General features: G+C 70.2%; 12 protein-coding genes. 6 read left to right on the top strand and 6 right to left on the bottom strand.

Going from position 1 to position 13,596, the window contains the following annotated elements; all coding sequences use genetic code 11:
• Positions 1–37: 37 nt before the first annotated feature.
• From uvrB to ACZ3KP_RS26310, 5 genes are all read left to right on the top strand, one after another.
• Complete coding sequence (uvrB, locus tag ACZ3KP_RS26330) at positions 38–2,185, top strand: excinuclease ABC subunit UvrB (protein WP_467502129.1); 2,148 nt, start codon at positions 38–40, stop codon at positions 2,183–2,185.
• 158 nt (positions 2,186–2,343) lie between these two features.
• Positions 2,344–2,922 carry a TerD family protein gene (locus ACZ3KP_RS26325; protein WP_132886137.1) on the top strand — a complete coding sequence of 193 codons (579 nt, stop codon included), beginning with the start codon at positions 2,344–2,346 and terminating at the stop codon, positions 2,920–2,922.
• Between the two features lie 48 nt (positions 2,923–2,970).
• Positions 2,971–4,914: a TerD family protein gene (locus tag ACZ3KP_RS26320; RefSeq protein ID WP_467502125.1), complete on the top strand. Its 1,944-nt coding sequence runs from the start codon at positions 2,971–2,973 to the stop codon at positions 4,912–4,914.
• Positions 4,915–5,137: 223 nt separating this feature from the next.
• Positions 5,138–6,139 carry a TerC/Alx family metal homeostasis membrane protein gene (locus tag ACZ3KP_RS26315; protein ID WP_358975391.1) on the top strand — a complete coding sequence of 334 codons (1,002 nt, stop codon included), beginning with the start codon at positions 5,138–5,140 and terminating at the stop codon, positions 6,137–6,139.
• A 138-nt stretch (positions 6,140–6,277) separates the two neighbouring features.
• On the top strand, positions 6,278–7,378 hold the full coding sequence (locus ACZ3KP_RS26310) for a calcium:cation antiporter (RefSeq protein ID WP_467502122.1): 1,101 nt from the start codon (positions 6,278–6,280) through the stop codon (positions 7,376–7,378).
• On the opposite strand, the gene ACZ3KP_RS26305 is transcribed toward ACZ3KP_RS26310, so the two are convergent.
• Complete coding sequence (locus ACZ3KP_RS26305; protein WP_467502415.1) at positions 7,368–8,657, bottom strand: MFS transporter; 1,290 nt, start codon at positions 8,655–8,657, stop codon at positions 7,368–7,370. The genes ACZ3KP_RS26310 and ACZ3KP_RS26305 overlap by 11 nt on opposite strands.
• A 173-nt stretch (positions 8,658–8,830) precedes the next feature.
• Here ACZ3KP_RS26305 and aroQ point away from each other — a divergent pair, with 173 nt between their 5' ends.
• Positions 8,831–9,304 (top strand): type II 3-dehydroquinate dehydratase, encoded by a 474-nt coding sequence (gene aroQ / locus ACZ3KP_RS26300; protein ID WP_467502120.1) that lies wholly within the window; start codon positions 8,831–8,833, stop codon positions 9,302–9,304.
• Positions 9,305–9,312: 8 nt separating this feature from the next.
• Here the strand turns inward: aroQ and ACZ3KP_RS26295 are convergent, their stop codons facing one another.
• From ACZ3KP_RS26295 to ACZ3KP_RS26275, 5 genes are all read right to left on the bottom strand, one after another.
• Positions 9,313–10,065: an amino acid ABC transporter ATP-binding protein gene (locus ACZ3KP_RS26295; RefSeq protein ID WP_358975383.1), complete on the bottom strand. Its 753-nt coding sequence runs from the start codon at positions 10,063–10,065 to the stop codon at positions 9,313–9,315.
• Entirely contained in the window at positions 10,062–10,964 is a 903-nt protein-coding gene (locus ACZ3KP_RS26290) for an amino acid ABC transporter permease (RefSeq protein ID WP_358975380.1), read from the bottom strand. Before ACZ3KP_RS26290 ends, ACZ3KP_RS26295 begins: the two co-directional genes overlap by 4 nt.
• On the bottom strand, positions 10,961–11,845 hold the full coding sequence (locus ACZ3KP_RS26285) for an ABC transporter substrate-binding protein (protein WP_467502116.1): 885 nt from the start codon (positions 11,843–11,845) through the stop codon (positions 10,961–10,963). Before ACZ3KP_RS26285 ends, ACZ3KP_RS26290 begins: the two co-directional genes overlap by 4 nt.
• Positions 11,846–12,144: 299 nt before the next feature.
• Entirely contained in the window at positions 12,145–12,801 is a 657-nt protein-coding gene (locus ACZ3KP_RS26280) for an MBL fold metallo-hydrolase (RefSeq protein ID WP_467502114.1), read from the bottom strand.
• Positions 12,802–12,847: 46 nt separating this feature from the next.
• Entirely contained in the window at positions 12,848–13,534 is a 687-nt protein-coding gene (locus tag ACZ3KP_RS26275; protein ID WP_467502113.1) for a maleylpyruvate isomerase family mycothiol-dependent enzyme, read from the bottom strand.
• Between the last annotated feature and the right edge of the window lie 62 nt (positions 13,535–13,596).

Here is a 13,596-nt window from a genome sequence, read left to right as displayed (position 1 = left end):
GAACCGGTTGTCAGTGCGGGGTCGTACGGTGGAACCCATGCGGCCCGTTTCCCACATCGAACGCACGGTGGCGCCCATCGAGGTCGTCAGCCCGTACCAGCCCAGCGGCGACCAGCCGGCGGCCATCGCCGAGCTGGCCAGGCGCGTAGGCTCCGGCGAGAAGGACGTCGTCCTCCTCGGCGCGACCGGCACCGGCAAGTCGGCCACCACCGCGTGGATGATCGAGAAGCTCCAGCGCCCCACCCTGGTGATGGCGCCGAACAAGACGCTGGCCGCGCAGCTGGCCAACGAGTTCCGAGAGCTCCTCCCGAACAACGCGGTCGAGTACTTCGTCTCGTACTACGACTACTACCAGCCCGAGGCGTACGTCCCCCAGTCCGACACCTACATCGAGAAGGACTCCTCGATCAACGAGGAGGTCGAGCGGCTGCGCCACTCGGCCACCAACTCGCTGCTCACCCGCCGTGACGTCGTCGTGGTCGCCTCGGTCTCGTGCATCTACGGCCTCGGCACCCCGCAGGAGTACGTCGACCGGATGGTCCCGCTGCGGGTCGGCGACGAGATCGACCGGGACGACCTGCTGCGCCGGTTCGTCGACATCCAGTACACGCGCAACGACATGGCGTTCAGCCGTGGCACGTTCCGCGTACGCGGCGACACCATCGAGATCTTCCCGGTGTACGAGGAGCTCGCCGTGCGCATCGAGATGTTCGGCGACGAGATCGAGGCGCTGTCCACCCTCCACCCGGTCACCGGCGAGATCATCAGCGACGACCGGCAGCTGTACGTCTTCCCGGCCTCCCACTACGTCGCGGGCCCCGAGCGCATGGAGCGGGCCGTCAACGACATCGAGAAGGAACTGGGGGAGCGCCTGGCCGAGCTGGAGAAGCAGGGCAAGCTGCTGGAGGCCCAGCGGCTGCGGATGCGTACCACGTACGACATCGAGATGCTCCGCCAGATCGGCACCTGCTCCGGCGTGGAGAACTACTCGATGCACTTCGACGGCCGTGCGCCCGGCTCCCCACCCAACACCCTGCTCGACTACTTCCCGGACGACTTCCTGCTCGTCATCGACGAGTCGCATGTCACCGTTCCCCAGATCGGCGCGATGTACGAGGGTGACGCCTCCCGCAAGCGGACCCTCGTGGAGCACGGTTTCCGGCTGCCCTCAGCCCTGGACAACCGGCCCCTGAAGTGGGAGGAGTTCCAGGAGCGGATCGGGCAGGCCGTGTATCTGTCGGCGACCCCCGGCCCGTACGAGCTCTCCCGCGGGGACGGCGTTGTCGAGCAGATCATCCGCCCCACGGGCCTCGTCGACCCCGAGGTCGTCGTCAAGCCCACCGAGGGCCAGATCGACGACCTGGTGCACGAGATCCGCAAGCGCACCGAGAAGGACGAGCGCGTCCTGGTCACCACGCTCACCAAGAAGATGGCCGAGGACCTCACCGACTACTTCCTGGAGCTCGGCATCCAGGTGCGCTACCTGCACAGCGACGTCGACACCCTGCGCCGCGTCGAGCTGCTGCGCGAGCTGCGGTCCGGCGAGTTCGACGTGCTGGTCGGCATCAACCTCCTCCGTGAGGGACTCGACCTGCCCGAGGTGTCCCTGGTGGCGATCCTCGACGCCGACAAGGAGGGCTTCCTGCGCTCCGGCACCTCGCTGATCCAGACCATCGGCCGTGCGGCGCGCAATGTCTCCGGCGAGGTCCACATGTACGCCGACAAGATCACCCCGGCGATGGAGAAGGCCATCGACGAGACCAACCGGCGCCGGGAGAAGCAGGTCGCGTACAACAAGGCCAACGGCATCGATCCGCAGCCGCTGCGCAAGAAGATCAACGACATCGTGGCGCAGATCGCCCGTGAAGAGGTCGACACCGAACAGCTGCTGGGCTCGGGCTACCGCAAGCTGAAGGACGGCAAGGGAGCCAAGGCGCCCGTCCCGGCCCTGGGTGACAAGGCGGCCAAGGGCGCGAAGGCGGGCAAGGCGGCCAAGGGCAAGGCCAGGGAGACGGTGCCCACCGACCGTCCCGCGGCGGAACTCGCCGAGCAGATCGAGCAGATGACCGAGCGGATGCGTGCCGCCGCGGCCGATCTGCAGTTCGAGATCGCGGCCCGGCTGCGCGACGAGGTGTCCGAGATGAAGAAGGAACTGCGCCAGATGAAGGAGGCGGGCCTGGCCTGATCCCGCAGTCGCCACCGGACCCCGGCAAGGGCGCGAAGTGTTGCAACACCGACACAAACCGCGGGCCGGGGTTCGGCACTGTCAGTAGCGCTGCATAGGGTTTTGGACAGCCGCGCACGCCGCGGTGACCGGGGACATCCGACGAGGGGAACGCAGCCGTGACCGTCAACATGACCAAGGGTCAGGCCATCAGCCTGGAGAAGAAGGACGGGGGCTCCCTGAGCGCGGTCCGCATGGGCCTTGGCTGGAAGGCGGCACCCCGCCGCGGACTGTTCGGATCGCGTACCCGGGAGATCGACCTGGACGCCTCGGCGGTGCTGTTCGCCGACAAGCAGCCTGTCGACGTGGTGTTCTTCCGTCATCTGGTGAGCGACGACGGCTCCGTCCGCCACACGGGTGACAATCTCGTCGGCGGTGCCGGCCAGGGCGGCGACGACGAGGCGATCCTCGTCGACCTGGCTCGCGTCCCGGTCCACGTCGACCAGATCGTCTTCACCGTCAACTCGTTCACCGGCCAGACCTTCCAAGAGGTGCAGAACGCCTTCTGCCGGCTCGTCGACGAGACCAACGGACAGGAACTCGCCCGTTACACGCTCGACGGCGGCGGCGAGTACACCGCCCAGATCATGGCGAAGGTGCACCGGTCCGGCTCGGGCTGGACCATGACCGCTCTCGGCGTCCCGGCCAGGGGCCGCACCTTCCAGGACCTGGTGCCCACGATCCTGCCGGTCCTCTAGGAGCGGCCCGGGGCGCACGGCGACACGACACACAGGGGGACACGGGACATGGCGGCCGAGTTGGTGCGCGGGCAGAACCATCCGCTCTCACGGAACCGGATCGAGATCCGGATCTCGGCCGACGTGCCCGTGGTCGCCGGGGCCACCCTCGCCGACGAGAGCGGCCGGGTACAGGGCGCCGACCGGGTGGCCCATCCGGGCGCGCCCCGCCTGCCAGGGCTGGAGGTCTCCCGGCAGGCGGCCGCCGGGCACCGGATCGCCGTCGACCTCGACGCCCTGCCTGAGGCCGTGCACCGGCTCGGCGTCCTGATCGCCCTGCCCGCGACACCCGGCGGTCCGCCCCGCTTCGGTGCCGTCCCCGCTCCCCGTGCCTCGGTCACCGGCCTCGACGGCACCGAGATCGCCGCGTACACCCTTGTGGGCCTGGACGTCGAGTCCGCCGTCGTGGTTCTCGAGGTCTACCGGCGGCAGGGCGCCTGGAAGGTCCGGGCGGTGGGCCAGGGCTACGCGGACGGTCTCACCGCGCTCCTCACCGACCAGGGGGTGCCTCAGGCCGCCGAACTCGCCCGCGGGATCGAGGAAGCGGTGGCTCAGGGCATGACCCGCTCGGTCCCGGTGCCTTCGGCGGACGCCGGCCGCTCCCGCCACACGGCCGCCTCCGTCACCGGTCCCGACCTGCCGGGTGCCGCCTCCGTCGCCGGGCCCGACCTGCCCGACGGCGCGGGCGGGTCTTCGTACGACTCCCAAGCGTCTGGTGCCGCAGAGGCCGCCACTTCGAGCGCCGGTGGCGCCATCGACTACACGCACCCCGGGCGCCGCCGGGCTCCCCGGCCCGCGGCACCGGAAGCTCCGGTCCCGGCGGACGGCTCCGCGCCGCCCGTCGCCGGTGACGCGGTGGGCTGGTCCCTGGAGGAGCGGCTCTACAACCAGGTCTGGGGCATGTTCGAGGACCTGGCACGAGCCACCGCCGCCTACCGCAGCGCCGTCGACTTCGCCGAGTCGCGCCTGGAGAGGGAGTTGGACCAGGCCCTTTCCGATCCGCGCAGCCGCCTGGGCTCCGTGGGCGACGCCGCTCGCGAGGCCGCCCGGGCCCGTCAGGAGGAGCTGGTCGGCCAGGCGCGGGCGGTCCTCGACCGGGACGTCGCCCAGCTCACCGCCGAGTCCGAGGTCGTCGAGCCCGCACTGCCTCCCGCGTACGCCCGCTGGGACAACCCCGTCTGGCACGGCTATCGGGTGCCGCTCCAGCCGCCCATGGCCGTCCGGCTGGGCGACCTCCACCTCCCGGAGAGTCCCGCGCTGCGCATCCCGTTGCTGGTCAGGCTGCCGCTGGAGCGGGGGCTGTGGATCGACAGCGGCTCCCACGACGGATCCGCGGCCGACACCGGTGAGCTGCGACACCTGGCCGTACAGACGGCGGTGGCGCTCGCGGCCCGGCTGCTCGCCGTTCATCCGGCGGGTGAGTTCGCAGTGCAAGTGATCGATCCGGCCGGTTCCGGCGCGTCCGCGCTCGCGCCGCTGACCGGGACCGGCGCGCTGACGGCACCGCCCGCGAGAGGCGCCGCCGGTGTGGCGGACACGCTGGGGCGGCTCACCGAGCGTGTCGACCTGGTGCAGATGGCGGTGCGCGGTGGGGTGCCCGACGCCCTGCCGCCCGGTCTGGACACGTCGCGCCAGCTGCTGATCGTCCACGACTTCCCGCACGGCTTCGACGACCGTGCCGTCAACCAGCTGCGCTACCTCGCGGACGAGGGCCCGGACGCCGGGGTCCACCTCCTGCTGGTCGCCGACCGGGAGGACGCCACCGCCCACGGCCCGTTGCTCGACCCGCTCTGGCGTTCACTGATGCGACTCACCCCGGCACCGGACGACCACCTGGCCGATCCCTGGGTGGGGCATGCCTGGACGTACGAACCCTGCCTCGTACCGGCCGGCAGCCAGGTGCTCCAGCAGGTGCTCACCCAGGTCGCGACGGCCCGCACCAAGCGCATGTAAACTCCCCTGACCTGGGTATTTGGTCTTTCTTTTGCCAATCGCTTTACCTTTCCTTGGTGATTGGGGTACTGTTTTCCCCACGGAGGGGAGTACTCCCTGTCTGCTGCGGCGTACCCGTCAATACGGATCCGACCGGATCCCGGGGCGTCGGCCCGTCTCGGGTGGAAGAGACCTCCGGCAGCGATGACGCTGGCACTTTGCCCGTTCACGAACCGGAGGCGCAGTGGATGTGTCCGTGACCCTGTGGGTCCTCACCGTCCTGGGGTTGGCCGCCCTGATCGCGGTCGACTTCTTCATCGGCCGTAAACCGCACGACGTGTCCATCAGGGAAGCCGGGATCTGGACCGTCGTCTGGATCGCCCTGGCCGGACTCTTCGGCCTCGGTCTGCTGCTGTTCTCCGGTGGCCGGCCCGCAGGAGAGTTCTTCGCCGGCTTCATCACCGAGAAGTCGCTCAGCGTCGACAACCTCTTCGTCTTCGTCCTGATCATGGCGAAGTTCGCCGTGCCCTCGCGGTACCAGCAGCGGGTGCTGCTCGTCGGCGTCCTCATAGCCCTGGTGCTGCGCGCGATCTTCATCGCCGCGGGCGCCGCGATCCTCGCCAGCTTCTCGTGGGTCTTCTACCTCTTCGGTGCTTTCCTGATCTGGACCGCCTGGAAGCTGATCCAGGAGGCCCGCGCCGACGAGGAGGAAGCGGAGTTCGAGGAGAACAAGCTGCTCAAGGCCGTCGAGCGCAAGTTCGGTGTGGCCGACCGCTACCACGGCACCAAGCTGTGGATCCAGCAGAACGGCAAGCGGGTCATGACCCCGATGCTGGTCGTGATGCTCGCGATCGGCACGACCGACGTCCTGTTCGCGCTGGACTCCATCCCCGCGATCTTCGGCCTGACGCAGGACCCGTACATCGTCTTCACGGCCAATGCCTTCGCACTGATGGGTCTGCGACAGCTGTACTTCCTCATCGGCGGACTGCTGAAGAAGCTCGTCCACCTCTCGTACGGCCTGTCGATCATCCTCGGCTTCATCGGCGTGAAGCTGGTACTGCACGCCCTGCACGAGTCCGGCGTCCACGTTCCGGAGATCAGCATCCCGGTCTCCCTCGGCGTCATCTGCGCGGTCCTGATCGTCACCACGATCACCAGCCTCAGGGCTTCCGCGAAGCAGGCGGCCGCCGAGCCGGCGCAGACCACGGGCGAGGGCGCTCCGAAGGACAGCGTCGACGCCTGACACGCCATACACGCCTGACACTCCTGACACGACCGACCGCACCGTACGACCCGGGGGCCGCGCCGCGCCGACGGTGGGCCCCCGGCCCCCGAAAGGACAGGAAATGCGAACGATGTACGCCTCTGCCACCATCGCTGCATGATCATTCGGCTCAGGTCGCTCACCACTCAGTGGACGTTCCTCGTGCCGGTGCTCGCGGTCGTCCTCCTCGCCCTCACCTGGGGACGTGATCTGCCCGGCTGGGTCGTGGCGCTGGTGACGCTGGTCCTCGCCGGATCGGTCCTGGCGGCGGTCCACCACGCCGAGGTCGTGGCCCACCGGGTCGGCGAACCCTTCGGCTCCCTCGTCCTCGCCGTCGCCGTCACGATCATCGAAGTAGCCCTGATCGTCACCCTGATGGCCGACGGCGGCGACAAGAGTGCGACCCTGGCCCGGGACACCGTCTTCGCCGCCGTCATGATCACCTGCAACGGCATCGTCGGCCTCTGCCTCCTCGTCGCCTCGCTGCGGCACGGTACGGCGGTCTTCAATCCGGAGGGCACCGGAGCCGCCCTCGCGACCGTGGCCACCCTCGCCACGCTCAGCCTGGTGCTGCCGACGTTCACCACCACCAAGCCGGGCCCGGAGTTCTCGGGCGTACAGCTCACCTTCGCCGCCCTGACCTCACTGATCCTGTACGGCCTGTTCGTCGCGACGCAGACCGTACGGCACCGCGACTACTTCCTGCCGATCACCCGGCAGGGCGAGGTGATGGCGGTCGACGACCACGCCGCGGCCCCCTCCGCGCACACGGCCTGGATCAGCCTCGGACTGCTCGGCCTGGCCCTGATCGGTGTCGTCGGACTCGCCAAGGGGGTGTCCCCGACGATCGAGGCCGGTGTCCAGGCCGCCGGTCTGCACCAGGCCGTCGTCGGCGTGATCATCGCCCTGCTGGTGCTGCTGCCCGAGACCATCGCGGCCCTGCGCTCAGCCCGCCGCGACCGCGTGCAGACCAGCCTCAACCTGGCGCTCGGCTCCGCCATGGCCAGCATCGGCCTGACCATACCCGCGGTGGCCCTCGCCTCCATCTGGCTCTCCGGACCCCTCGTCCTCGGCCTCGGCGCCACCCACATGCTGCTGCTCGCGCTGACCGTGGTGGTCAGCTCCCTGACGGTGGTGCCGGGCCGGGCCACACCGCTGCAGGGCGGTGTCCATCTGGTGCTGTTCGCCGTCTACCTGGAACTGGCGATCAACCCATAGACCGCGCGCGGCCGGTGACCGGCTCGACCGCCGCCACCGGCGCCGGGCCCGTCTCGGGCAACAGGGCGAAGCAGCCCAGACTCAGCAGCGCGACCCCCGCCAGATACGCGCCCACACCCCACGGCACCCGCCCGTCGTGCTGCGCCAGCGCCGTCGCCACGATCGGCGTGAGCGCGCCCCCGACGACCCCGCCCAGGTTGTAGCCCACCGCGGCGCCGGTGCAGCGCACCCGCGGCTCGTACAGCTCCGGCAGATAGGCGGCGACCACGGAGAACATCGTGACGAAGGCGACCAGAGCCCCCGTGAACCCGATGAACATCAACAGGGGCTGCCCGGTCGCCAGCAACGCGACCATCGGGAACGACCACAGCGCCGAGACCGTACACCCCACCAGGCACAGCGGGCGCCGCCCGTAACGGTCGCCGAGCAGGGCCATCACTGGTGTGAGCGAGCCCTTCACCACCACGGCGGCCATGATGCAGACCAGCATGACGGTACGGCTCACCCCGAGCCGCTCCGTCCCGTACGCCAGCGACCAGGTCGTCACCGCGTAGAACACCGCGTACCCGACCGCGAGCGCGCCCGCCGTCAGCAGCACCAGCCGCCAGTGGTGCCGTACGACCTCGGCGAGCGGCACGCGCGCGTGTTCGTCGAGCTCCAGGAAGCGCGGGCTCTCCGGGAGCGACGAGCGCACCCACAGACCGCTCAGCGCCAGCGCTCCCGCCGCCCAGAACGGCACCCGCCACCCCCACTGCGCGAACTGCGGGTCCGAGAGGGTCGCCGACAGGGCCAGCATCACGCCGTTGGCGAGCAGAAAGCCGACGGCCGGCCCGATCTGCGGAAGGCTCGACCACAGGGCGCGCCGTCCGGCAGGCGCGTGCTCCGCGGTCAGCAGCACCGCCCCGCCCCACTCCCCACCGAGCCCCAGACCCTGCAGGAACCGCAGCGCCAGCAACAGGACGGGAGCGCCGACTCCGATCGTGCCGTACGAGGGCACGCACCCGACCGCGACCGTCGAGACGCCGGTCAGCAGCAGGGACAGGACCAGAACGGGCCGCCGGCCCCGCCGGTCCCCGATGTGCCCGAACAGCGCCGAGCCCAGCGGCCGGGCGACGAAGCCCACCCCGAACGTCCCGAACGCCGCCAGCGTCCCCGCGACCGTCGAGAACGTCGGGAAGAACAGCGGCCCCAGGACGAGGGCCGCGGCCGTCCCGTAGACGAAGAAGTCGTAGAACTCGATCGCGGTCCCGACGAGCGAGGCCGCGGCCAGCCGCAGCATCGAGGGAGGAGTCACGGTGCGTACATCATGCATGCCGGGTCAACTACCCACGGTGATCGCGGGTTACGGGGGCGCACGGCGTCCTTCGCGGGCGCTCCGGCGCACCGTGATAAACCGGTCTGAGCCGCGGTCCCACCAGGGCCGTTCACCCGTCAGACGTACCCGGAGGAACAGTGCCCCGCACCCTGACCGACGCCCCGATCATGATCCTCAACGGGCCCAACCTGAACCTGCTCGGCAGACGCCAGCCGGAGATCTACGGTTCCGACACGCTCGCCGACGTCGAGGCCCTGTGCGTCAGGGCGGCGGCCGCACACGGCGGCACCGTCGACTTCAGGCAGTCCAACCACGAGGGCGAACTGGTCGACTGGATCCATGAGGCGCGCCTCGGCCACTGCGGGATCGTCATCAACCCGGGCGCCTACTCGCACACCTCGGTCGCGATCCTGGACGCCCTCCACACCTGCGACGGGCTGCCCGTCCTGGAGGTCCACATCTCCAACATCCACAAGCGCGAGTCGTTCCGCCACCACTCGTACGTCTCGCTGCGCGCGGACGGTGTGATCGCCGGATGCGGTGTCCAGGGCTACGTGTTCGGAGTGGAGCGGGTGGCGGCGCTGGTCGGCGCCGCCACCGTCGAGACCTGACCGCTGCCTCAGAGGCGCCCGGCCTCCACGATCCGCCGCAGGAAGCGCCGGGTGCGCTCCTGCCGCGGGTCGCCGAACACCTGGTCGGCCGTGCCACGTTCGAGGACGACACCGCCGTCGAGGAAGCAGACCTGGTCGGCGACGTCCCGGGCGAAGCCCATCTCGTGCGTCGCCAGCACCATGGTCATGCCCTCGTCCTTCAGATCACGGACCACGGTGAGCACCTCGCCGACCAGCTCCGGGTCGAGGGCGGCGGTGATCTCGTCGAGCAGGAGCAGCCGCGGCCGCACCGCCAGGGCGCGCACGATGGCCACCCGCTGCTGCTGACCGCCGCTCAGCCGGTCGGGGTAGGCATCCGCCTTCCCGCCCAGCCCGAGGCGCTCCAGCAGCTCCCTGGCCCGTTCCTCGGCCTCGGCGCGGGGGACACCGTGCACCCGGCGGGGGGCCAGGGTGATGTTGTCCAGCACGGTCATGTGCGGGAAGAGGTTGTACGCCTGGAAGACCACGCCGATACGGCGCCGGACCGCGTCCTGGTCGGTACGCGGATCGGTGATCTCCTGGTCGTCCAGCCAGATCGCGCCGTCGTCGATCTCCTCGAGGAGGTTGGCGCAGCGCAGCAGCGTCGACTTGCCGGAGCCGGAGGCGCCGATCAGCGCGGTCACGGTGTGCGGGGCGACCTCCAGGTCCACGTCCCGCAGGACGACCGAGTCCCCGAACGTCTTGCGGACGGACTCCATGCGCAGGACAGGCGCCTCACTCATATGGATCCTCCCTGGGCCCGCTGCCGGTCCGTCCTGGCCGTCACCCAGTCCGTGAAGCGCGTCATGGGGATGGTCAGCGCCACGAACACCAGTCCCGCGACGATGTACGGCGTGTAGTTGAGGCTGCGCTGGGCGATGATGTCGGACGCCCGTACGGCGTCGATCGCGCCGCCGATCGACACGAGCCCGGTGTCCTTCTGCAACGACACCAGGTCGTTGAGCAGGGGCGGCACCTGGCGGCGCACCGCCTGGGGCAGCACCACGTGGCGCAGTGCCTGCCGGTTGGTCAGCCCCAGCGAGCGGGCCGCCGCGCGCTGCGAGGGGTGCACGGACTCGATGCCCGCGCGGAACACCTCGGCGACGTAAGCGGAGTACGTCAACGTCAGCGCCGTACCGCCCAGCAGCACGGGATCGACGGTCACGCCCTGGAGCCGCAGCGCGGGCACCCCGAACACCACGATCATCAGATTGATGATCAGCGGCAGACCGCGGAAGAAGTCCGTGTACGCCGCCGCAAGCGCCCGCAACGGGAAGAACACGGGTCCCGGCAGCGTGCGCGCGATGGCGATCAGCATGCCCAGGACGAGCACCAGCACGCCGCAGATCAGCAGCAGCCGGATGTTGAGCCACAGGCCGTCGAGCACCTTGGGCAGAGCCTCGCGTGCGTACCGCCCGTCGAAGAAGGTCTCCTTGGTGCGCTCCCAGCCCGGCGCGCTGACCACGATCAAGTACAGAACCACGGCCGTGACCAGGGTGGACAGCGCGGCGATCGCGGTCGCGCGACGCGCCCTGACGCGCTTGTGGCGCTCGCGGTCCAGGCGCCGCTGCGAGGGGACGTAGGCGTCGCGCATTCCGTCCTCGCCGGAGTCCTCCCCGGTCTCGGCCTTCGTGACCGTCACTTGAGCACCGGAGCGTCGACGGCGTCGGACAGCCACTGCTTCTCCAGCTTCGCCAGCGTGCCGTCCTCGCGCAGGGCGTCCACGGCCGAGGTCACGCAGGAGGTGAGGGCGCTGCCCTTGTCCAGGACGAGGCCGAACTGCTCGGGCGTACCGCCCTGGTTCTCGAACTGGCCGACGATCTTGGCGTTCGTCACCTGGGCCGCGGTCACGTAGAAGGCGGTCGGCAGGTCGGTCACGATCGCGTCCACCTGGCCGTTCTTGAGCGCCGAGATGGCCTGGTCGTTCTTGGAGTAGGCGGCCGCCTGCTGGGAGGGCTTCACCACGTCACTGATGTAGTCGAGGCTCGTCGTGCCCACCTGGGCGCCCAGCTTGAGACCCTTGAGGTCGGCGACGCTCCTGGCCTTCGCGGCCTTGGTGCCCTTGAGCGCGATGACCGCCTGGCGCACGTCGTAGTAGCCGGAGGAGAAGTCCACGGCCTTCTTGCGCTCGGCGCTGATGGAGACCTGGTTGATGTCGAAGTCGAACGTCTTCACCCCGGGGGCGAACGCCTTGTTGAACGGCACGCTCTGCCAGACGACCGCGCTCCTGCCGTACCCCAGCTGCTTCGCCACGGCGTACGCGACCGCCGACTCGTAGCCCTCGCCGTTGGCCGGCTTGTCGTCCTTGAACCACGGCTCGTACGCGGGTTCGTCCGTCGCGATCGTCAGTTTGCCGGTGGTCCGGGTGGCCAACTTGCCCTTGGCGCAGGTGGTTCCGGTCGACGAGGAGGACGCGCCGGACGCCTTGTCGTCCGGCTGCGGAGCACAGCCGACAGCGGTGGCGAGCAGGGCTATGGTGGCGGCGGCGGCAGCGCGACGCGGCGCGCTCGGGGCAGGGTGCATGGCGGGAGAGTGACAGCGAACACCGCGTTTGTCCAGGTCAAGCGGGTATTTGTCCGCATGCTGGGAACGGGTGTTGCGGTTCTGTGAACGCGACCGCTCACGAGGCGGGCGGACGCGCCGGGGCCGCCGGCCGAGGGCGGGGAATGATGACCGGCGGCCCGTACCGCGCAGGAGCCGTCATCCTGTGCGGGGCTGCCACCAGTTGACCGCGCAACCACACGCGCCGGGAGCGTGCGCTGGGCTCCGGCGCGTGCGAACTGTTCACACGGGGCGCGCGATTGGTGATGCGCGCCTCGTACTCACCACCCGCGTGCGTGCCACTCCGGCAGGTGCGGGCGCTCCGCACCCAGCGTGGTGTCGTTGCCGTGTCCCGGATACACCCAGGTCTCGTCCGGCAGGACCGCGAAGATCTTCGTCTCGACGTCGTGGATCAGGCTGGCGAAGGCCTCCGGGTCCTTGCGCGTGTTGCCGACCCCGCCGGGGAAGAGGCAGTCGCCCGTGAAGACGTGCGGATGGCCGTGCGGGTCGTCGTAGACCAGGGCGATCGAGCCGGGGGTGTGGCCGACGAGGTGGCGGGCGGTCAGTTCGACCTGGCCGACCCGGATGACGTCGCCGTCGTCGACGAGGACGTCGGTGGTGACCGGGATGCCGGTGGCGTCCTCACGGCCCGCGTACGTGCGCGCGCCGGTGGCGGCGACGACCTCGGCCAGCGCCTGCCAGTGGTCGCCGTGCTGGTGCGTGGTGACGACGGACGCGATGCCGTCGTCACCGATCGTGCCCAGGAGCGTCTCCGCATCGTTGGCCGCGTCGATCAGCAACTGCTCGTCGGTGGCGCGGCAGCGCAGCAGATAGGCGTTGTTGTTCATCGGCCCGACCGCGATCTTGGTGATCATCAGGTCCTTGAGCTCGTGCACGTCCGCCGGCCCGCCGACCGAGACCTCTCCGCTGTACGTCATGGCGGTCAGCCTATAGCGGGCACGGCCCCGCGGGGCGGTTCGCCCGCTAGAGCGGCGGCAGCTTCGGCAGCTCCCCGCCGGACAGCTCCAGCGCGGTTCCGTCGCGGCGTCCGCAGAGCCAGCCGAGCAGGTCCGCGGGCCGGCCCTGGACGGTGACCTCCGTCTGCGGCGCCTGCCTCCCCGTGCGCCACGCGCGCGTGCCGTCCGTGATCCGGGTCGCCGGCACATCGGGGCTCCCCAGGAAGCGGTCGGCGAGGAAGTCGATCTCCCGCTCGGTGAACTCCTCCGGCAGGTCCTCCAGCTCGTACCCGGCCCCGAGGTCGACATGGTGCAGCTCGACCTCGGCCCAGCGCCGGAACGGCACCCGGCCCGCCGTGTCGGTCACGCCGTTGCGCAGCTCCACCGTGCGCGTCCAGTCCGCGGGCACCTCCGCCTGGGCCCGGAACGCGGCGTGGCTCGCGCGCAGGTCCTCCAGCTGCACATCGAGCGGGCGCGGCGCGTCCCGCTCGATGTCGGAGTCCCGCGCCTCGGCGGAGGCGTACATGGGGCGGCCGTCCAGGACGTTCACGAGCGCGTCCGCGTTGCGGGCGAGATGGGACAGGACATGGCCGACCGTCCAGCCGGGCAGCCGTGACGGTCGCGCGACGGCCGCGTTGTCCAGGGCGGCGACTGCGCTGAGGAGCCGGTCCGTCGCATTCTGTACAGCCGCCAGGTCATGAGCGTGATCAATCATGAGGCTGACAGTAGTCCGGCCACACCTTCGGGTGAAGGTTTCCGTCGGGCTCCGTAAATCGA

Source organism: Streptomyces sp. NPDC020958 (assembly GCF_055562175.1).
Note: the sequence above shows the minus strand (reverse complement) of the source record. Positions and strands in the feature narration are given on the sequence as shown.